The organism is Paraburkholderia graminis C4D1M (genome assembly GCF_000172415.1).
Taxonomy (GTDB): Bacteria; Pseudomonadota; Gammaproteobacteria; order Burkholderiales; family Burkholderiaceae; genus Paraburkholderia; species Paraburkholderia graminis.
This window is the reverse complement of sequence record NZ_ABLD01000013.1, coordinates 103,234-121,954: the sequence shown is the minus strand read 5'-3', so window position 1 is coordinate 121,954 and position 18,721 is coordinate 103,234. Positions and strand designations below refer to the sequence as shown.

Annotated in this window: 18 protein-coding genes and 1 pseudogene; 11 read left to right on the top strand and 8 right to left on the bottom strand. The window is 63.1% G+C overall.

The window, feature by feature from the left end; genetic code table 11:
* Positions 1-12: 12 nt before the first annotated feature.
* The gene (locus BGRAMDRAFT_RS20555; RefSeq protein ID WP_006050740.1) at positions 13-1,230 is read right to left on the bottom strand and encodes an arginine deiminase; all 1,218 of its coding nucleotides are present in this window, start codon (positions 1,228-1,230) and stop codon (positions 13-15) included.
* A 25-nt stretch (positions 1,231-1,255) separates the two neighbouring features.
* On the bottom strand, positions 1,256-2,737 hold the full coding sequence (arcD, locus tag BGRAMDRAFT_RS20550; protein ID WP_006050739.1) for an arginine-ornithine antiporter: 1,482 nt from the start codon (positions 2,735-2,737) through the stop codon (positions 1,256-1,258).
* A 245-nt stretch (positions 2,738-2,982) separates the two neighbouring features.
* Between arcD and atpD the strand changes: the two genes are divergently transcribed.
* The 9 genes from atpD to BGRAMDRAFT_RS20505 are packed head-to-tail and all read left to right on the top strand — an operon-like array spanning position 2,983 to position 9,605.
* Positions 2,983-4,455 (top strand): F0F1 ATP synthase subunit beta, encoded by a 1,473-nt coding sequence (gene atpD / locus BGRAMDRAFT_RS20545; protein ID WP_006050738.1) that lies wholly within the window; start codon positions 2,983-2,985, stop codon positions 4,453-4,455.
* The gene (locus BGRAMDRAFT_RS20540) at positions 4,452-4,910 is read left to right on the top strand and encodes a F0F1 ATP synthase subunit epsilon (protein ID WP_006050737.1); all 459 of its coding nucleotides are present in this window, start codon (positions 4,452-4,454) and stop codon (positions 4,908-4,910) included. Before atpD ends, BGRAMDRAFT_RS20540 begins: the two co-directional genes overlap by 4 nt.
* Complete coding sequence (locus BGRAMDRAFT_RS20535) at positions 4,907-5,224, top strand: AtpZ/AtpI family protein (RefSeq protein WP_006050736.1); 318 nt, start codon at positions 4,907-4,909, stop codon at positions 5,222-5,224. The genes BGRAMDRAFT_RS20540 and BGRAMDRAFT_RS20535 overlap by 4 nt, the downstream gene beginning before the upstream one ends.
* Entirely contained in the window at positions 5,217-5,528 is a 312-nt protein-coding gene (locus BGRAMDRAFT_RS20530; protein ID WP_006050735.1) for an N-ATPase subunit AtpR, read from the top strand. The genes BGRAMDRAFT_RS20535 and BGRAMDRAFT_RS20530 overlap by 8 nt, the downstream gene beginning before the upstream one ends.
* Entirely contained in the window at positions 5,525-6,223 is a 699-nt protein-coding gene (locus BGRAMDRAFT_RS20525) for a F0F1 ATP synthase subunit A (protein ID WP_006050734.1), read from the top strand. Before BGRAMDRAFT_RS20530 ends, BGRAMDRAFT_RS20525 begins: the two co-directional genes overlap by 4 nt.
* A complete protein-coding gene (locus BGRAMDRAFT_RS20520; protein ID WP_006050733.1) occupies positions 6,216-6,464 on the top strand; it encodes a F0F1 ATP synthase subunit C in 249 nt (82 codons plus the stop codon). Before BGRAMDRAFT_RS20525 ends, BGRAMDRAFT_RS20520 begins: the two co-directional genes overlap by 8 nt.
* A 9-nt stretch (positions 6,465-6,473) precedes the next feature.
* A complete protein-coding gene (locus BGRAMDRAFT_RS20515; RefSeq protein ID WP_006050732.1) occupies positions 6,474-7,223 on the top strand; it encodes a F0F1 ATP synthase subunit delta in 750 nt (249 codons plus the stop codon).
* Positions 7,201-8,757, top strand: a complete 1,557-nt coding sequence (locus tag BGRAMDRAFT_RS20510) for a F0F1 ATP synthase subunit alpha (protein WP_006050731.1) — start codon at positions 7,201-7,203, stop codon at positions 8,755-8,757. Before BGRAMDRAFT_RS20515 ends, BGRAMDRAFT_RS20510 begins: the two co-directional genes overlap by 23 nt.
* Positions 8,754-9,605: a F0F1 ATP synthase subunit gamma gene (locus BGRAMDRAFT_RS20505; RefSeq protein ID WP_006050730.1), complete on the top strand. Its 852-nt coding sequence runs from the start codon at positions 8,754-8,756 to the stop codon at positions 9,603-9,605. Before BGRAMDRAFT_RS20510 ends, BGRAMDRAFT_RS20505 begins: the two co-directional genes overlap by 4 nt.
* A gap of 115 nt (positions 9,606-9,720) precedes the next feature.
* Here the strand turns inward: BGRAMDRAFT_RS20505 and BGRAMDRAFT_RS20500 are convergent.
* The 4 genes and pseudogenes from BGRAMDRAFT_RS20500 to BGRAMDRAFT_RS20485 all read right to left on the bottom strand — a co-directional run.
* A pseudogene (locus BGRAMDRAFT_RS20500) lies at positions 9,721-10,118 on the bottom strand (ABC transporter permease); the annotation flags it as partial.
* Between the two features lie 912 nt (positions 10,119-11,030).
* Complete coding sequence (locus BGRAMDRAFT_RS20495) at positions 11,031-11,993, bottom strand: universal stress protein (protein ID WP_006050727.1); 963 nt, start codon at positions 11,991-11,993, stop codon at positions 11,031-11,033.
* A 234-nt stretch (positions 11,994-12,227) separates the two neighbouring features.
* Positions 12,228-13,613 (bottom strand): ATP-binding protein, encoded by a 1,386-nt coding sequence (locus BGRAMDRAFT_RS20490; RefSeq protein WP_006050726.1) that lies wholly within the window; start codon positions 13,611-13,613, stop codon positions 12,228-12,230.
* Positions 13,610-14,272, bottom strand: a complete 663-nt coding sequence (locus BGRAMDRAFT_RS20485; protein WP_006050725.1) for a response regulator — start codon at positions 14,270-14,272, stop codon at positions 13,610-13,612. The genes BGRAMDRAFT_RS20490 and BGRAMDRAFT_RS20485 overlap by 4 nt, the downstream gene beginning before the upstream one ends.
* 213 nt (positions 14,273-14,485) lie before the next feature.
* On the opposite strand from BGRAMDRAFT_RS20485, the gene BGRAMDRAFT_RS20480 reads away from it, so the two are divergent.
* The gene (locus tag BGRAMDRAFT_RS20480) at positions 14,486-14,770 is read left to right on the top strand and encodes a PepSY domain-containing protein (RefSeq protein WP_006050723.1); all 285 of its coding nucleotides are present in this window, start codon (positions 14,486-14,488) and stop codon (positions 14,768-14,770) included.
* Positions 14,767-15,318 carry a cytochrome b/b6 domain-containing protein gene (locus tag BGRAMDRAFT_RS20475; protein ID WP_006050722.1) on the top strand — a complete coding sequence of 184 codons (552 nt, stop codon included), beginning with the start codon at positions 14,767-14,769 and terminating at the stop codon, positions 15,316-15,318. The genes BGRAMDRAFT_RS20480 and BGRAMDRAFT_RS20475 overlap by 4 nt, the downstream gene beginning before the upstream one ends.
* Positions 15,319-15,416: 98 nt before the next feature.
* Here BGRAMDRAFT_RS20475 and BGRAMDRAFT_RS20470 read toward each other — a convergent pair whose 3' ends face one another.
* Together BGRAMDRAFT_RS20470 and BGRAMDRAFT_RS20465 are read right to left on the bottom strand one after the other, a co-directional pair.
* The gene (locus BGRAMDRAFT_RS20470) at positions 15,417-16,037 is read right to left on the bottom strand and encodes a hypothetical protein (RefSeq protein ID WP_006050721.1); all 621 of its coding nucleotides are present in this window, start codon (positions 16,035-16,037) and stop codon (positions 15,417-15,419) included.
* A 31-nt stretch (positions 16,038-16,068) separates the two neighbouring features.
* Positions 16,069-18,579, bottom strand: coding sequence for a cation-translocating P-type ATPase (locus tag BGRAMDRAFT_RS20465; RefSeq protein WP_006050720.1), 2,511 nt, complete (start codon positions 18,577-18,579; stop codon positions 16,069-16,071).
* Positions 18,580-18,721: the final 142 nt, after the last annotated feature.

Here is an 18,721-nt window from a genome sequence, read left to right as displayed (position 1 = left end):
CCGCGCTTTGCGTCAGATGGGGGCGCGTTCGATGGGGCAGGTCATGCAGTGGCCGCCGCCGCGCCCGCGGCCAAGTTCGGCACTTGGAATCGTGATGACTTCCACGCCCGCTTTGCGCAGCAGCGTGTTGGTGTACACATTACGGTTGTAGGCAGCGACCACGCCCGGTGCGAGCGCGATCACATTGTTGCCGTCGTCCCATTGCTCACGCTCGGACTCCCACGAGTCTCCGCCGGTGGCGACGGTGCGCAATGTCGCGAGCCCGAGCGCTTTCGACACCACTTCCAGAAACGGGGCGTTCTCGGCCCTCACGTCGAGCTGCTCAGGCAGTCGGCCAGGGCGCAGGCTCGTGCAGCGAATGCCATCGACGACTTCCGGAAATATCGTCACGAGGTCGCGATCGCAGAATGTAAATACCGTGTCGAGATGCATTGCGCCTCGCGAGTGCGGCAGTTGTGCGGCGATGACCTGCTTGACCGATTCGCGGGCGAACAGTGCGCGCGCAAGCTGTGCGACGCCTTGCGGCGAAGTCCGCTCACCCATGCCGATCAGCACGACGTCGCGCGACAGCGGCATGACGTCGCCGCCCTCCAGCGTCGCACCGCCGTGGTCGGCGTCGGGACCGCCCCACCAGATGCGCGTGCCGCCGCTGAAGAGCGGGTGAAAGCGATAGATCGCCGCGCTCAGCAACGTCTCCTGGCGCCGGGCAGGCCAATACATGGAGCCGAGCACGAGGCCGTCGTTGATCCAGCAACTGCTGTCGCGCGTGAAAAGCGTGTTGGGCAACGGAGGAAGAATGAAGCCGGACGGCGGCGTGCATTGCGCGAGGAGGCCATCAGGATCAAATGGCAATTCCGCGCGCACAATTCCGCCGATCAGCCGCTCGGCAAGTTCCTCGGCCGGCATCTGATCGAGCCAGACCTTTAGTTGAGAAGCAAGCTCGGCATCGACGGTGCCGACAGCAAGCTTGCGCTCCAGTACCCAGTCGCGCGCCTCTCGTCCGTGCAGGATGTCGGCTAGCAGATCGTGCATGTCGAACACTTCGACGCCGTGCTCCTGCATCGTGCTTACAAACGCGTAGTGATCTGTCTTTGCCTGTGAGACCCAGAGCACATCGTCGAACAGCAAGTCGCGGCAATTCGCAGGCGTCAAACGCGACTGCGCAAGGCCCGGGCGGCAGACCATTACCTTGCGCAACGCGCCGATTTCCGAATAAACGCCGAATGTCATTGTGGTTCTCCTTAACGTCTGCGGGTCAGAAGCCGAGCGCGCCGGTGGCCAGCAGCCATCCCGCGACAGCAGCAAGCACCAGAAGAGCCGCGAGGATTACGAATTCAAACGGCTTGAAAACGCGCGCGCCGCGCTCGCGCTTGGCCCACCCGTAGAGCAGCACGCCAGGCGCGTAGAGAAGGGCGGAGAGCAGGAGATATTTCGGCCCGGCCGCATACAGCAGCCAGCAGCAATAGGCGGTCGCGGCGGACCCGATCAGCATGTCGCGAGTTCGTGCGCTTTCGCCGGGCGCGTAACCGTCGCCGCGCATGGCAATGCGGGTCGCATACACCGCGGAGAACAGATAGGGAATGAGGATCATCGAGGTCGCGAGCGAGATCAGCGCCTGATAGGTCGCGTTCGAGACGAGCGTGATGATGAGGAACAGTTGCACCAGTCCGTTGGTGACCCAAAGTGCGTTGGCAGGCACGCCGTGACTGTTCGAGCGCGCCAGAAACTTCGGCATGACGCCGCCGTTCGCCGGCGTGAAAAGCGTTTCGGCAGCGAGCAGCGTCCACGCGAGCAATGCGCCGCCCACCGACACGAGCAGACCGAGACTGATCACAACCGCGCCCCAAGAGCCGACCGCCTTCTCCAGCACGCCCGCCATCGACGGGTTCTTCATCGAGGCCAGCTCGCCTTGCGAAACGATGCCGAGCGAGAGCAGCGAGACCGCCATCAGCAAAAGCAGAACGACGGCGAAACCGAGCAGCGTGGCCCGTCCGATGTCTTCGCGTCGCTGTGCGCGGGCCGAGAACACGTTGGCGCCTTCGATACCGATGAACACCCACACGGTGATGAGCATGGTGCTCCTGACCTGGGTGAACACGCTGCCAAGCTTTGCGTTGCCCCAGAAGTCCTGCGCGATGACGTGGCTTCGGAATGCGAGCGCCGCGAGCACGATGAACAGCAGCAGCGGAATGACCTTGGCGATCGTGGTGATCGCGTTCAGCACCGCTGCGCTGCGCACGCCGCGCAGGATCACGGCGTGCATGCTCCACAGCGCGATCGACGCGGCCAGCACGGCGGAGGGTGTGTTGCCGTCCCCGAAGACAGGAAAGAAGTAGCCGAGCGTGCCGAATACGATGACCAGATAGCCGACATTGCCGATCCACGCGCTGACCCAGTATCCCCACGCCGAATTGAAGCCGACGAAATCACCGGCGCTGGCTTGTGCATACGCATAGATGCCGTTGTCGAGCAGGGACTTGCGCGTGGCCAGCGTCTGATAGACAAACGCGAGCATCAGCATGCCTGCGCCCGTGATGAGCCAGCCGATCAGCACGGCGGCGGCGCCAGCGCCCGATGCCATGTTCTGCGGCAGGGAGAACACGCCGCTGCCGATCATCGAGCCGATGACGAGCGCAGTGAGCAAGCCGAGCCGCAGCGGTTTCGCCGCTGTGCCGCCAGTCCGGTCGGCCGGTTTCGAAGACGACGATGCCGGAAATGAATCTGCCAGGTTTTTCATGACGGACCTCGCCGCTTTTTGGAATAAGCGGATTAGGACATCACGAAGGGGCTTGCGGATTGATCTGGATCATTCGCGGTACAGTCGGCGCGCCGCCGCCACAATCACCTCTGCTCAGATCAGCACGCTCTTTACAGCGTGGAAATTTTTTGAGACCGATCCATGAAACAGTTGATGAAGATCAGCTCGTCCGCATGCTCGGGCGATATCTTCGGACTGTTCACGACCGACCGGGGGTACCGCGTATGCCGACTCATGTAGCGTCACTGTCAGAGAACGTCCCGACGACGCGCGAGGGATACGTCGTCGCCGTGCGTGGCGCGATCGTCGACGTGATGTTCGGCGACGCTGCGCTGCCTGCGCTCGGAGAGGCGCTCATCGTCGTGCCCGACGATCTTGCGCCGGTACTCGCTGAAGTAGAGGCGCATCTTGACGAGACGACGGTCCGCGCGCTGGCGTTGCAGACGACTGCGGGTTTGCGGCGCGGCACGAGAGTCCAGGCACCAGGCGGCGCTATCGAGGCGCCCGTCGGGGATGCAGTGCTCGGCAGGCTGATCGACGTGACGGGAAGGGCGTGCGACGGCGGGGAGGCGCTTCCGTCGCAAATCGAACGGCGGCCGATTCATCGCGCAGCGCCCCCGCTTGCATCGCAGAAAGGCACAACCGAACTCTTCTCGACCGGCATCAAGGTGATCGATCTGCTCGCACCGCTTGCGCAAGGCGGGAAGGCGGCGATGTTCGGCGGCGCCGGCGTCGGCAAAACGGTGCTGGTCATGGAGCTGATTCACGCGATGGTCGAGCGTTACGAGGGAATTTCGGTCTTCGCGGGCGTCGGCGAACGCTCGCGCGAAGGGCACGAGATGCTGCTCGACATGCGCACTTCAGGCGTGCTGGCGCGCACCGTGCTCGTGTACGGGCAGATGAACGAGCCGCCGGGCGCGCGCTGGCGCGTTCCCTTCACCGCATTGACGATCGCCGAATACTTCCGCGACGAACGTCGTCAAAACGTCTTGCTGCTGATGGATAACGTCTTTCGCTACGTGCAGGCAGGCGCGGAAGTCTCAGGTCTCCTTGGGCGGATGCCCTCGAGAGTGGGCTACCAGCCTACGCTCGCAAGCGAAGTCGCGCAGTTGCAGGAGCGAATCGTGTCCGTGGGTGGTGTGTCTGTCAGCGCGATAGAAGCGGTGTACGTGCCCGCCGACGACTTCACCGATCCCGCCGTGACCGCGATTGCCGCGCACCTCGACAGCAACGTGGTGCTGTCGAGGGCAATGGCGGCCGAAGGCATGTATCCGGCGGTCGATCCCATCGCGTCGTCGTCGATTCTTCTCGATCCGCTCGTGGTGGGCGAGGAACACGCGGCAGTCGCCACCGAGGTGCGGCGCGTCATCGAGCATTACCGCGAATTGCAGGATGTGATCTCGCTGCTCGGCATCGAGGAGCTGGGCGCGGAAGATCGCGTACTGGTCGGCCGCGCCCGACGCCTGCAGCGTTTTCTCACCCAGCCCTTTGCTGTCACCGAGGCTTTCACGGGCGTGCCCGGCCGTTCGGTTGCGCTCGCCGACACGATTGCCGGGTGCAAGGCGATTGTTGCAGGCGAATGCGACACCTGGCAGGAAAGCTCGCTCTACATGATCGGTACGCTGGACGAAGCCCGCAGCAAGGAAAAGGCGGCGGCGCAAGCGGCCGTCTCTGTCGCAACGGAGCGATCGGCATGAGAAAGAATACATTGGAGCTCACCATCGCCACGCCGTCGCGTGTCTGGTTCGACGGCGTCGAGATTGTTTCGCTGCGCGCGGAAGATGCGAGCGGTGCATTCGGCATCCGCGCGGGACACGCGGACTTCGTCACTCAACTGACGCCGTCGGTGGTCCGCTGGAGCGGCGCGGACAACGTAGCCCGCTACTGCGCGGTGAGCGGCGGCGTCCTGTTCGTCTCGGGCGGCACGCAGGTTTCGATTGCCTGTCGCGAAGCGATTCCGGGCGACGATCTGGAAGGCCTCGCCGCCATCGTTCGATGCCGCCACGCCGACGAAGAGGAAGCGCTGCGGCGCGCGCGAGTCGACGAATTGCGACTTCATGCGCGCGCGGTGCGTCAGATCCTTCGCTACCTGCGGCCGCGCGCCGACGCAGGCGGCAGCCTGTCAACCGTCGCGGGTACATCGCCGCAATGAATGAGCCTCGCCGCGTGGAGCGGCCTTCGTCCGAAGACAGGCTTGCCGCCGCAGCCCAGGAGGCCGCGCGGCGCGCGGTGCGCGCACGCGAGGTGCCGGAACCGTCGCTTGGCAGCCGGCTCGGCCAGATCGGCATTCTTGGATGGGCCATCGTCTTGCCGACATTGCTGGGGCTGGCACTGGGACGCTGGCTGGACCGGATCTTCGCCACCCGGGTGTTTTTCTCCGCGCCGCTGCTGATGGCGGGGGCTGCGCTCGGCTTCTGGTCCGCCTGGAAATGGATGCATCGCCAACAGGGAGAACGCCGTGATTAGTACGCCAGGCACGTTGATAGTAGCGCAGCCTTCATTCGCCATGCAGTTCGCGGTCGGGCTCGCGGCGGGCCTCGTGGCCGGCGCGTGGCATTTCCTGTCGTTGAAATGGAACTGGCCGTTGTTCTGCGCAGGGAAGATCGCCGCGGCACTCGGGCTGCAGTCCGCGCGCCTCGCGCTGACCTGCGCGCTTCTGCTGCTTCTCGCGCGCATTGGCGCGCCGGCATTGCTTGCCGGAATGGCGGGCGTGCTCATCGCGCGCCGCATCGCCGTGCAGCATTACGGAGATTGTGGAGGCCCGGCATGATCGAATCGCCGCTCACCGTCTCGCCGCTTTTGCAGCTTGGCCCTGTTGCGATTACCGAACCGGTGCTCGCGACCTGGGTGATCATGGCCGTCGTCGCGATCGGTTCCGCCGCGGTAAGCCGAAGACTCTCGCTGGCGCCCGGCAAGATGCAGACTGCGCTCGAACTTCTCGTCGACACGATCGACCAGCAGATCCGCGACACCATGCAAGCGCAGCCGCGTCCGTATCGCGCGCTGATCGGTACGCTCTTCGTTTTCGTGCTGATCGCCAACTGGTGCGCGCTCGTTCCAGGCGTGACGCCTCCTACCGCGCGTCTCGAAACCGATGCCGCGCTCGCGCTGGTGGTGCTAGGCGCCACCGTCTTCCACGGCCTTCGCAGCCGTGGCGTCGCCGGCTATCTGAGATCGTTCGCCGAACCGAGCTGGGTCATGATTCCGCTGAACGTGGTGGAGCAGATTACGCGGACGTTTTCGCTCGTCGTACGCCTGTTCGGCAACGTAATGAGCGGCGTGTTCGTGATCGGCATCCTGTTGTCGCTCGCGGGTCTGCTGGTGCCGATTCCGCTGATGGCGCTCGATCTGCTCACAGGCGCGGTTCAGGCCTACATCTTCGCTGTGCTCTCAATGGTCTTCATCGGCGCCGCGATCGGCGAACCGCAACACGCTCCCGTCAAAAAGGCAAAGGCTCATGAATAACCCTGTCGAAATCGTCAGCATCGTCGCGGCGGCGCTCGCCGTCTCATTCGGCGCGATCGGGCCGGCCATCGCCGAAGGCCGCGCGGTCGCAGCGGCGATGGATGCGATCGCACGTCAGCCGGATTCGGCCGGCACCGTGTCGCGTACCTTGTTCGTGGGTCTCGCGATGATCGAGACGATGGCGATCTATTGCCTCGTGATTGCGCTGTTGCTGCTGTTTGCCAACCCATTTGCCAAATAGGCGGCCGCCATGCGAATCGACTGGTGGACGCTCGCCTTGCAAACCATCAATGCACTGGTGCTGATATGGCTGCTTGCGCGCTTCCTGTTCCGCCCGGTCGCGAACATCATCGCCGAACGTCAGAACACGGCCCGGGCTTTGATCGCCGATGCCGATGCGGCAAAAGCTGCCGCGATTCATGAGCGCGACAACGCAGCTCGCGCAACCCGGCAGATCGTCGCGTCGCGCGACGACGCACTCAAGGCCGTCGCCGTGGAGGTCGCGGCGCAAAAACAGGCTCTTCTGGCCGCGGCGCAAGCAGATGCCGAGGCATTGCGCGCGACGGTGAAAGAGCAAGCGGCGGTGGCACGGGCGACCGAAGACAAGCTGGCTGCTGAACGGGCGAGCCGGCTAGCCGTCGATATCGCGAGGAAGCTGCTCGAAAGACTCCCCGACAGCATGCGCGTCACAGGCTTTATAGAAGGTCTCGCCGCCGGAATCGGACGACTTCCCCAGCCCACGCGCGCGGAGCTGGGAGAGAACGGCGTCGCGCCGGTTCTCGTCGCACCGCGCGCATTGAGTCCGCAAGAACAGGAGCAGTGCCGCGCGACGCTGGCCGGTCGCCTTCGGCGCGAGCTGCCGCTTCGCTTCGAAGTCGACCCGCAATTGATCGCCGGTCTCGAACTGCGGTCGCCGCATGCCGTCGTACGCAATAGCATCGGCGCCGAGCTCGCCAGGATCACGGAGGCGCTGCTCGATGACAGCCATCCTTCCCGCTGACTCATACGACGACACGTGGCTCGAGGCGCAGCGCGCGGCGCTCGCTCGCGCGGCGCCAAGGCCTTACGCCGATACGGTCGGTCGCGTCGAGCGCATCGGCGACGGCATTGCGTTCGTGTCGGGACTCCCCGATGCCGCCCTCAATGAGCTTCTGCATTTCGACAGCGGCGCGAGCGGCTTCGTGCATACGCTCGAAGCCGACCTCATGAGCGTGGTGCTACTGGACGACGCTGCGACGGTGGAAGCCGGTGCATCTGTCACTCGCTCGGGCGCAGTGCTCGAGGTGCCGGTGGGCGAGGGCTTGCTCGGACGCGTCATCGATCCGCTAGGCCGGCCGCTCGACCGGGAGGAACCAGTGAGCGCGGCTGGCCGCATGCCGGTGGAGCGGGCCGCGCCCGCTATCGTCGATCGTGATCTGGTCAGCGAGCCTGTCGAGACCGGCGTGCTGATCGTCGACGCGCTTTTCGCCATCGGCCGCGGGCAGAGAGAGCTGATTATCGGCGATCGGGCGACTGGCAAGACCGCATTGGCGCTCGACGCGATCGTCAACCAGAAGCATTCGGACATGATTTGCGTCTATGTGGCAATCGGACAGCGTTCGTCGGCAGTGCAGCGAGTGATCGAAGCGGTACACCGCTATGGCGCGCCCGAGCGCTGCGTGTTCGTCGTTGCCGCCGCGGCGTCGGCGGCCGGGTTGCAGTGGATTGCGCCGTTTGCGGGCTTCACGATTGCCGAATATTTCAGGGACCGTGGACAGCATGCGCTGATCGTCATCGACGACCTGACGAAGCACGCCGCGACGCATCGGGAGTTGGCGTTGCTGACACGCGAGCCGCCGGGCCGTGAAGCCTACCCGGGCGATGTTTTTTACCTTCATGCGCGACTGCTCGAGCGCGCGGCAAAACTGTCCGCGAGCCTCGGCGGCGGTTCCCTGACTGCGTTGCCAATCGCGGAAACCGACATGGGCAACCTGTCTGCATATATCCCGACCAATCTGATCTCGATTACCGATGGCCAGATCGTCCTGAATGCAGCGCTCTTCGCCGCCAATCAACGCCCGGCAGTGGACGTCGGCCTGAGCGTGAGCCGCGTCGGCGGCAAGGCGCAGCATCGCGCGTTGCGTGGCGTGTCGGGGCGATTGCGGCTCGATTATGCGCAGTTTCTCGAGCTGGAGATGTTCAGCCGGTTTGGAGGGCTGACGGACGCGCACGTCGCCGACAAGATTGCTCGGGGCGAACGCATTCGGGCATTGATTGCGCAACCCCGATTCGAGCCGCTTTCCACTCTCGACGAAATCGCGCTGCTCGCAGCCCTTGCGGAGGGCGTGTTCGATGCAGCGCCGCCGGCGGTTGCAGCGCAAGTGCGCGCGCAGTTCGCAGCCCGGCTGCCGGGCGCGGGACTCGAAGCGGCATTTCACGGCGCGTCGTTCGACACGGCAGCTCAGGCGAGGCTCGTCACGGCGGTGCGCGACATGGTGCGGCGTCTCGCGGGCGACAGTACCGCCGCTTCAACCGGAGCGCGGAGCGAGCGATGAGCGGCAAGCTGGCGGGAATCGAAGCGCGCAGCGCGACGGCGCGTCAACTGGATGCGGTGATCGGCGCCATGCGAGGCATCGCGGCAGCCCGCTCGCGCGAGGCGCAACGGCGGCTGCCCGGCATACGTTCCTCGGCTGCAACCGTGGGTGCCGCGATCGGCGCGGTTCTCGGACATGGGATGCCTCATCCACCGCTCGAATCGCCGGCGGAGCCGCGCGCGCGGATCGTAATCGCGCTGTGCTCGGAGCAGGGATTTGTCGGCGCCTTTAATGAGCGGATTCTCGACTATTCGCAGAACTGTATCGACCATGCACAATCGGAGCTGATGCTGGTGGGTACGCGCGGTGAGTTGCTGGCCAAAGAACGTCGCTGTCCAGTCCTGTGGAATTCACCTGCGGCTTCCCACGCGGACGACGTCCTGTCGCTGGCGGGCCGCGTCACGGATGCGCTCTATCAGCGCCTTGCGACCCGTGCGATAGATGGTGTTTCGCTCGTGCACGCGCTGCCGGGCGCTACACCCTCCGGCGAGATCGTCGAGCACCGCTTGATCCCTTTGGATTTTTCGAGGTTTCGGGTAGTCGAGCGCAGTGTGCCGCCGCTGTTGAACCTTCCCGTCGAAGGTCTGCTTGCCGCGCTTGTCGAATCGTATGTGTTCGTCGAAATCTGTGAAGCGTTGATGCTCTCGTTTGCCGCCGAAAACGAAGCGAGGATGCGCGCAATGCTGGCCGCCCGCGCTAATGTGCAAGACACGCTCGACGAACTGACGCAAAGCTACCGACGCGTTCGCCAGGACGAGATCACCGACGACATCGTAGAACTGGCGGCAGGCGCAGGACAGGCGCAGTAGTGCCGACGACGGCCGGTGTAGCAATCGCGGATCGGAACGCGCCACCCCTTTCAGTTCGGATCGCGCCAATTGCACGGTCATGGCCGCCAGCAGAACCTGTGTCAGCCCATCCATATCAGGCCATCTTGCCGATGGTTCTGCGAAAACGCCGCAATGCCATGGCAAACAGGACCGACCCGATCGCCATCAGAATCAGGAACGGACGCCAGGCGACATCGAGGCCGGCGCCGCGGTACAGAATGGCCTGGCCAAGTTCGACGAAATGAGTGGTGGGCGCGAGCAGCATGACCTCCTGAACGATCTTCGGCATGCTTTCACGCGGGGTGATGCTGCCGGAGAGCATCTGCAACGGCAGGAGCACGAGGACCACCAGCAAGCGAACCGCGGCATGCTGCGCGCGGGAGTCGCCATGTAAATACCCATCGATGTCGTTGCGAACAGATGTGGCGCCGTGCCGAGCATGAACAGCGCGACGGAGCCTTCAATCGGCACATGCAGCGCGCCGCGCACAGCGCTTGTAGATAAATGGCCCGCGCCGACGTGGTCGGTTCCGGCCCGCATCACCGAAGTAGGGCGTTCAGGTTGCACCGGCGTGCGCTACGTCCGCCTGGAGGGGCGGGTATCGAAGAGACCATTGAGTAATGTGTTCTTTCGGCATAACGTCGGCGCATGGGACGTCTTTCCACCGGCACCGGCGTCGGCTGCGATGGGTACGCAACTCTTTGCTAGCTGATGTTCAGCAGTGTTCGCATCGCCGGGAACCATTCGGCTTAACCAGACGATGCCCGAACGACTGCAACGGCACGCTTCGCCCGTATGGACTGTCGATGCAGGTCAAGCCATGAGACGGCGCGAGCATCGAAGATAACAAGGATCCGGCGGCCATGCGATTGCACAGGGTCGCCCACTTGATTTGCACGCTCCATATGCCGTCAGGGGTGACCCATAGCCGAACAGCCTTCAGGTCCGTGGCGCGCCATGAGTGTCCGCGTCGTCCCAGTAGAAACGCAGTTCATCTGAGGCTCAATCGACACATGGGCGTTGACTTGTGTCAAGCGGCTCACTTTCCATTGGCATAGATTCAAATCAGCTGGCCGTCGCCGCGCAGCGCAGGCAAAGACTCGGCGATGGAGAAGGAGGAGACGCATAATGAAACAACGGGTTCGGGGACGATCGAGCATCGCAGGGGCGCTGTTGATCTTTTTGCCGCCTGCTGCACTGGCAGATGAACTTGTGTCGATGGAGACCCGCAGCCAGCGTTATGGAAACCACATCACCATTTCCGCCTACAGCGATCCTCTTGTCAAAGGCGTGACCTGCAATGTCACGGAATCGCATTCGCATGACGCTTTGGGAGGCCGGCGGATATCGCGCGCCCACGATCTGGCAGCGTCGTGTCACCAGACAGGCGAGCTTGAACCTGGGTTATTTCACGCTGCTTTGACCGCGCGACGGCGCCAGAAGCAATGGCGTGCGAGCGAGGCGAGCGGTACGGGCTGCGACGCTGCCCAGGAACCACCGCGCGACACCGCGCCGTCCATGTGTGCCGACGACCAGCAGATCCGCATGCCAGCGTTCGGCGTCGCGCACGATTGTGTGCGGCACGTCGTCGCTGACCGGTTCGGTTTTGACGAGCGCGGTCTCCGTATGGTTGAACAGTTCCGCGAACGCGCTCGCGGCTGTGGCGAGCGCCGCGTGCCCCTCTTCGATAAACGCCTCCTGCAGAACGTGGATCGGCACGAAGTCGGTCAGCCGCACGGCGCGGTCGACCACGTAGATGGCGCGAAGGCGGGAGTCAGGTCGGGCGAGCCGCAGCCCGAAATGCAACGCGTCCTGCGATGCTGTGCTGCCGTCGAGCGCGAACAGAATCCGTTGCGGCGACGGTCCAATATCCGCTTCGTAGCCGGCGGGCACGACGAGGATCGAACAAGGCGCTACCGTAGTGACGAACTCGGATACGGTTCCTTCGATCCAGCGCAGCATGCCATGGTGCTGGCGGGCACCCATGACGAGCAGGTCCGCTTTCCACTCGGTGGCGGCATCTATCAGCGTGTTCGCCGTATAACCGCCTTGCCTGGATGTCTCGACGACGTCCGATTCGATGTCGATGCCGGCATCCGCAAATACACTTCTTGCTCGTGCCACGGCATTTGCAGCATCGCGTGCCAGTTCGGTACGCGCGAGTTGCAGTTGGGCATCCGTCATGGCGCCCAGCGGCAAGAGGGTGCGGGGATTCTCTGCGACGCTGACCACGCGAATCCGCGCGCCGGCCAGTGCCATATGACACACGTATTCGGCCGCGCGCGCAGACTCCGGCGACGCGTCTACGGCGACGAGTATCCGTCTGATTTCGCAGGGTGCGTTGCCGCGCGTCTGAGTCGGCCTCATGATCGTATCTCCGTTCGTGCGTGACGTGCGCCTGTCGGCGGCGATGGACTCATTGTGAGCGCGCCGCGCCTGGGTCGGTTGACATGCGTCAAACACCGGCCTGCATGCGTCCCTCAACGCAAAGCGGGCGACAGAGAAGGTTGAAGAAGGGCCGTGGGCGCCCCGCAGGAAGCCTATGCCGAGGAAAGAGCGGAGAACGAGGCGCCGCCTGGCTAACGCGACGCCTCACGCCCACTATGGCAGGTTATGGCGCGAAGTAGGTGGGAGCCGGATTTCGACGCCTAACCCCCGGCCGTCAATTCCCGTCGTATAAGTCAGCTTCCCGCCGAGACGGTCCACGATTCGCGCGACGATCGACAGTCCCAATCCGGTTCCGCTCTGACGTGCATCTGCAGCGCGAAAGAATCGGTCGCTCAGACGCATCCGGTCTTGCTCCGTCACGCCCCGGCCGTTATCTCGCACGAGCAGCAGCGTGGCCTCCGGCGTCTGACGGGTGACGATTTCGACGCGACCGCCTGCCTCTGCATATTTGATGGCGTTGTCCACCAGATTGTCGAGCATGATGCGCACGAATGCAGGCGGCGCTTCGATCGTCACATACGCGTCGCCAACCACGCTTAACTCAAGGCCCTTGGACAAAGCATCGGCCTCGCGCGCAGCGATGCATTCGCGTGCCACGGTGTCTAGTTGCACGTCTACGGCTGCTGCGGGAATGCGTTCATCAAGTCGCGCAAGCAACAGCAGCTGTTCCGCCAGGTGCGTGCTTCTGTCCACGGCCTCGACCACCCGCTGCATCGCGAGGCGCTGTTTTGCAGGGTCGCGTGTGGTAAGCGCGACCTGCGCCTGAACCTTGATTGCGGCGAGCGGGGACTTCAGTTCGTGGGCGGCGTCTGCGGTAAAGGCCCGCTCGCGATCGAGCGACGCGCGAAGCCGCGACAGCAGGACATTCAGTGCGTCGACGAGCGGAGAGACTTCGGCCGGCGTGCCTTGCAGGTCTATCGTTTCCAGATTGTCGACGTTCCTCGCAGCGATTGCTCGGGAGAGAATTTTCAGCGGCGCAAGGCTACTGCCTATCGCCGCCCAGATGACGAGGGCGAGAACCGGTAGCGCGAATGCGAGCGGTCTGGCGATGCGCCTGGCGACGCCAGCGCCCAGATCCGCCCGGCTATCGTTGCGTTCGAACACGCGCACGCTGCGATCATGGAGCGCATCGCGAAACTGGTGGATGTTCCATTCCGGCACGCCCGCCGTTGCGCTATTTGCGGCGTCCTTGCCTGGCGCCGACGGCGCAGCCGTAGGTGGAAACCTGGGCAACCCGGGCAACCCAGGGCTCGCAGCGAGCAGCTGGCCGTTAAGGTCGCGCACTTCGTACAGCAGGCGGCGCGACACGTCATCGTCGCCGTCGTCGTCGGAAACGTGCGAGCTTTCGTTCACGAGCGCCACCAGATCGTGCACGTCTATGAGCGCCAGCGTGCGAGCCGCTTGCTCGATTCGCGCGTCGTCCCATTCACCGGCCTCATGAATAGCCTGGCGGTAACTCGAGATGAGCGCTAAGGCCCACACAAGCGCGACGCTGACGAGCACCAGCAGCGTCAGGCGCTGACGAATCGAGGTTGTCACGATGCCTTCTCCACCACATAGCCGACACCTCTGATCGTCTTGATGATTCCGGGTCCGAGCTTTTTGCGCAGGTTGGAAATATGTACTTCGACCGTATTGCTCTCGACTTCTTCCTGCCAGCCATAAAGGTTTTCCTCGATGCGGGCGCGCGAGAGCGGGGTGCCCTGATGGGTCAGCAACTCGATCAATACGGCGCATTCGCGCGAGGTCAACGGCTGACGCAAACCACCTTGCGTGACGGTGAACGTCGACGGCTCCACGATCAGATCCCGATACTGGATCGTCTCGGTGCTGCGCCCATGCGCGCGACGCAGAAGCGCCCGGCAACGCGCAATCAGTTCGCTCAGGTCGAACGGCTTGCCCAGGTAGTCGTCCGCCCCGGCGGTGAGACCGCCTACCCGGTCCGCAACAGTGTCCCTTGCCGTCATGACGAGAACCGGCGTATCGTCGCGACGACCTCGCAGCCAATCGAGCAGCTCCGTTCCGGACAGTTTGGGCAGACCGAGATCGAGCACGACCAGTTCGTACTCCGTTGTAGTCAATGCGAGCATCGCCTCGCGACCATCGTGCGCCCAGTCGACCGTCAACCCTGCGTCACGTAGTCCTTCTTCGACACCGCTTCCAATTAATTCGTCGTCTTCTACCAGCAACACGCGCATCTCACAAAACTCCCAAAGGCATGGGGCAACCAATCACGTCTCCCGCATGCGGGTCCATTCGATCATCGGTTTGGACTACTAGTCTAGTCGGGCGCAACTCACACACGCAAAGCTTATTTCCTTAAGATTCCCTTCAGGGTGGCGTCGCAGCATGCGGCCTGTAAGTCGGGACAACCGACCGATTTACAAGCCAACCGACTAATGGAGTCTCAAATGCAAAAGATCAATGTTCGCCTCTGCGCGGCAGTCGCCGTTGCCGCAATCGCACTGCCGTTGTCCGCCCAGGCCACCGGGTCATGTACCACTGAGCCGAAAGCGAAATGGATGCAGGACAACGAAGTTTCGAAGCAATTGGAGAAGCAGGGATATCAGGTCAAGCGGGTCAAGCCTGAAGGCAACTGCTATGAGGTCTATGCGCTCGACAAGTCAGGCAAGCGCCACGAGATGGTCGTCAATCCGATGGACGGCAAGCCTGTGAGCGAGGAGGGCAACGAATGAGCCGCGTGAACGAAGCAACACGCGACGCCTCCCGTTCGACGCCTGTTTGGGATCTATTCGTCCGTGTTTTCCATTGGAGCGTTGCCGTCACATTCGGCGCAGCTTATGCGTCGAGCGACGACGGGGGCACTGTCCATCACATCCTCGGGTATGCGGTCCTTGCGCTGGTGGCATTGCGCATCGCGTGGGGTTTCGTGGGGAGTTACCATGCCCGCTTTGCCAACTTCGTGCCGGGTCCGCGCAGATTCGCCCAATATACGAAGGCGATGTTGGCCGGCCGCGAGCGGCGCTACCTCGGACACAACCCCGCAGGCGGAGCGATGATCATTGCTCTTCTCGTTCTGCTCACCGCGACGGGCGCGACCGGATGGCTGCTTACGACGAACGCATTCTGGGGTTCGGAGGCGGTCGAAGCACTCCATGAAGCGTGCGCCAACGCAGTACTCGTATGCGTTGCACTTCACGTCGGCGGCGTTTTGCTCGCGAGCTGGCGCCATCGGGAAGATCTGGTCGGTGCGATGCTGACCGGCCGCAAGCGCAATGATTGATGAGCTCGCCGGCCGATACCGTCGTGTCAGCCGGCGCATCGCAGCGTGGAATGTCTTCGGATAGAACATGCCTGTCGCGCGGAATCCGGTTGCGTCAGTCAGGTACGAGCGTTTTGAGCCGGTGTGTCGCGCTTGAAACGGAGCTTGCGCTCATTGACTGCAAAGCTCCAGTCGATTCGCATCAGCGCGAAAACGAGACATAGCAAAGCCAGTTGGGTGGCAATGAAATAGGCGCCCAGATACCCTCCCTCGAGATCGAACTCGGGGTCGAGGTACGAGTGTGCGACCTGCGCAAAATGTGTCCAGACTGCATAGCTCGCGAGGCGTCCGCAGAAGAACGGCACGCCGATGAGCCACAGTCTCAGACCGGTCAGCCCATAGGCGATGAACAGATAGTTCGACGGGAACGGACTGAAAGCGTAGAGCAGCAGCGCCCCGGCAGTCACCGCCTTCTTTCTTTCCAGCCATACCTTTATCACGTCGATGTTTTGCCGGTCAGCTTCGCGCATCAGATGGCCGCGAACGAGCCATGTCGAGCATCGCGCAAGAATCAGACGTCCTATTGTGGCAGCGGACGCAGCCACTATGGCAAGCACGAACGGGTCCGCGTCCGGCTGATTGAATCCTATCCACGACATCGCCATCCACGTGGGTGGGGCGAAGGCCGGAATGACGTTGAGCAGCAGAATGGCCACGAACAGTGCCGCGATTGTAATCACGAGAACGTCTCCCATTTTTGCATCTGCACCGTCAATTGTTTAGCAACGCGACCAGTCCAAACAGCTGCGCCAAGGGGGGCACTGTCATCAGAAGCAGAAGTGCAGCCCCCGTTGCGCACAGAACGATCAGGAGGTAGCGATTCCGCTCAGGCGATTTGGCGCGGCCTTCCGCGCCCGGCAAAGCACGGATTACGAAGATCAAAGCGACATTGCCTGCTACGAGCGAAACGAACGCAACTGTGCGGGCAAAGGGCAACGGGTAGCCATGAGTGAGCAGCCAACCGTACAAGCCCAGCAGCATCATGGCGCCCACCGCACCTGCGGTCGCTCCTTTGACAAGTGTCCAGTTCGACAGCAGCCTTGCGCCGATGGGGCGTGGCGGCAAGCGCATCAGGTCCGCGCGTTCGGGCTCGTTCTCAAACACGACCGAGCAGACCGGGTTGATGATCAGTTCGAGAAAGATGATATGAACGGGTGCAAGCAGCGGCGGCCAGCCGACGAAAACCGGAATCATGACCGCGGCGATCATCGGAATGTGAACGGCGACTGTGTAGCTGATTGCCTGCACGAGATTGGCGTAGATACGTCTTCCGAGCCGGATCGCCGACACGATCGGCGCGAAGTCGTCGCGCAGCAGGATCAGCGATGCGACCTCGCGCGCAACTTCGGCGCCGCGCAGCCCCATCGCAATGCCGATATGCGCCGCCTTCAGCGCGGGCGCGTCGTTCACACCGTCGCCCGTCATTGCGACCACCTGGCCGCTTTCGCGGAAAGCGTTGACCAGCTGCAGTTTCTGCTCCGGTTTGACGCGCGCGAATGTGTTGTCGCGCTGAATGGCATCGCGAAGCTGTGCATCGTCCATCGAGGCCACCTCTTGGCCCGTCACGATCCGTGCGCTGTCGATGCCGACTTCGGTCGCAATAGCCCGCGCCGTCGACGGATAGTCTCCGGTGATCATCACCACGCGGATGCCGGCTGCCTGGCATTGCGCAATAGCGCCTGCGACTTCCGGGCGGACCGGATCGAGCAGACCCACCAGCCCCACGAAAGAGAACGCGAAGTCATGCTGCGTTTGCGGCCAGTCGGGACGTGAGTGCCGTGCTTTGGCCACCCCCAGCACCCGTAGCCCGCCCGACGCCATCTGCGCGGCTTGATCGAGGACAGTCCGCGTTTCATGCTCGCTCAGGTGACATAAATCACAGACTGCCTCGGGGGCTCCTTTGCAGGCCACGGCGTGATGGTCGAGCTCCGGCGAATGCCACGCGTGGGACATAGCCGGCAACTCGGGGGTCAGCGCGTACTCGTGCACGAGCGACCATTCCGGGTGGATGCGCCCCGTGCCGGCGAGCCCAACCCGGCCTGTTTCGTGAAACGCGCGCTCCATTGGGTCGACCGGCTCGATTTCGCTTGCAAGCACCAGACATTCGATGAGTTCGTGATACGCCTCATCAATGCGCTGCATGTCCGGCTCGATGACCTGCCGCTTTCCCTGTGCAAAGAGCATGCGCACGGACATACGGTTTTGCGTCAGTGTGCCGGTCTTGTCGACGCACAGCACGGACGTCTGCCCGAGGGTTTCTATCGCACTCATGCGGCGCGTCAGCACGCCTTCGTCAGCAATGCGGCGGGCTCCCAGTGCCATGAACACGGTGAGGATCACGGGAATTTCTTCGGGAAGAATGCCCATGGCCAGAGTGATCCCGGCGAGCACCCCCGGAAGCCATTCGCCCGAGCGCCAACGATAAGCCACGACGAGCAGCAGGCACAATGCGACCGCAGCCACCGCAACGCGGTTGACGAACGTTCTCGTCTCCAGTTGCAACGGTGAGCGCGCTTCCGTTATGCCGCTCAATGACGCGCCAATGCGACCGAGCATCGTATTCTGCCCGGTCGCAGTCACTATCATCTGTCCCTGACCCTGCACCACCATTGATCCGAAATAGAGCTCCCCGGAAGACTGCTGTTCGGCGGATGCATCGAAGCTTGCGACGGACTTGTTCACCGAAACCGACTCGCCCGTCATGAGCGACTCGTCCACGCTCAGTTCATGAGCTTCGGTCACCGTCCCGTCGGCCGGGACGCGAGCACCTTCGTCGACGAAAACTACGTCGCCTGGCACGAGTTCGGCGGCGGAAACGAACTGCCGCTGACCGTCCCGGATTACCTGCGCCCGAGGCGCGGACAGTTCGTGAAGAGCGTCCAGCACTCGAGCGGTCCGATGGCTCTGAAAAACGGTCAGCAACACAATTGCGCCGACAAACGCGAGAAGCGCCAGTGCCTCCGATACATCGCCCAGCACAAAGTAGATGCCGGTCGCGCCGAGGAGCAGAAGAAACATCGGCTCGCTTAGTACTTCCTTGAGCGTCTGCCACCACGTGCGGCGCGCTTTTGAGTCCACGAGGTTACGGCCGAAACGGGCGCGCTGCTCTTCCGCTTGCGCGTTCGACAATCCACGCTGGGTATCGATGCGCCCGACGGGCGATGCGTGTTCGATATCGGCAGAGATAACATCTGGGGCGGACTCAACGCGAATAGTCTGCATGCTGGTGTCAATTCCATTAAGCATGTCGTGCAAGGCGACGACCTGTGGCCGTACAGGCCACCGCAGCTCCGATTTTCTGTAGCCGGGACAAGAATGCTCAATCCGCTGCGAAACGGTGCGGCGTAACCCGCGACCTATTTTC

Coding starts and splice junctions, on each gene's coding strand:
- BGRAMDRAFT_RS20555 (WP_006050740.1), bottom strand. CDS start 1,230: ATGACATTCGGCGTTTATTCGGAAATCGGCGCGTTGCGCAAGGTAATG.
- BGRAMDRAFT_RS20505 (WP_006050730.1), top strand. CDS start 8,754: ATGAGCGGCAAGCTGGCGGGAATCGAAGCGCGCAGCGCGACGGCGCGT.
- BGRAMDRAFT_RS20520 (WP_006050733.1), top strand. CDS start 6,216: ATGAATAACCCTGTCGAAATCGTCAGCATCGTCGCGGCGGCGCTCGCC.
- BGRAMDRAFT_RS20525 (WP_006050734.1), top strand. CDS start 5,525: ATGATCGAATCGCCGCTCACCGTCTCGCCGCTTTTGCAGCTTGGCCCT.
- BGRAMDRAFT_RS20475 (WP_006050722.1), top strand. CDS start 14,767: ATGAGCCGCGTGAACGAAGCAACACGCGACGCCTCCCGTTCGACGCCT.
- BGRAMDRAFT_RS20480 (WP_006050723.1), top strand. CDS start 14,486: ATGCAAAAGATCAATGTTCGCCTCTGCGCGGCAGTCGCCGTTGCCGCA.
- BGRAMDRAFT_RS20540 (WP_006050737.1), top strand. CDS start 4,452: ATGAGAAAGAATACATTGGAGCTCACCATCGCCACGCCGTCGCGTGTC.
- BGRAMDRAFT_RS20515 (WP_006050732.1), top strand. CDS start 6,474: ATGCGAATCGACTGGTGGACGCTCGCCTTGCAAACCATCAATGCACTG.
- BGRAMDRAFT_RS20535 (WP_006050736.1), top strand. CDS start 4,907: ATGAATGAGCCTCGCCGCGTGGAGCGGCCTTCGTCCGAAGACAGGCTT.
- BGRAMDRAFT_RS20485 (WP_006050725.1), bottom strand. CDS start 14,272: ATGCGCGTGTTGCTGGTAGAAGACGACGAATTAATTGGAAGCGGTGTC.
- BGRAMDRAFT_RS20465 (WP_006050720.1), bottom strand. CDS start 18,579: ATGCAGACTATTCGCGTTGAGTCCGCCCCAGATGTTATCTCTGCCGAT.
- atpD (WP_006050738.1), top strand. CDS start 2,983: ATGCCGACTCATGTAGCGTCACTGTCAGAGAACGTCCCGACGACGCGC.
- BGRAMDRAFT_RS20510 (WP_006050731.1), top strand. CDS start 7,201: ATGACAGCCATCCTTCCCGCTGACTCATACGACGACACGTGGCTCGAG.
- BGRAMDRAFT_RS20495 (WP_006050727.1), bottom strand. CDS start 11,993: ATGAGGCCGACTCAGACGCGCGGCAACGCACCCTGCGAAATCAGACGG.
- arcD (WP_006050739.1), bottom strand. CDS start 2,737: ATGAAAAACCTGGCAGATTCATTTCCGGCATCGTCGTCTTCGAAACCG.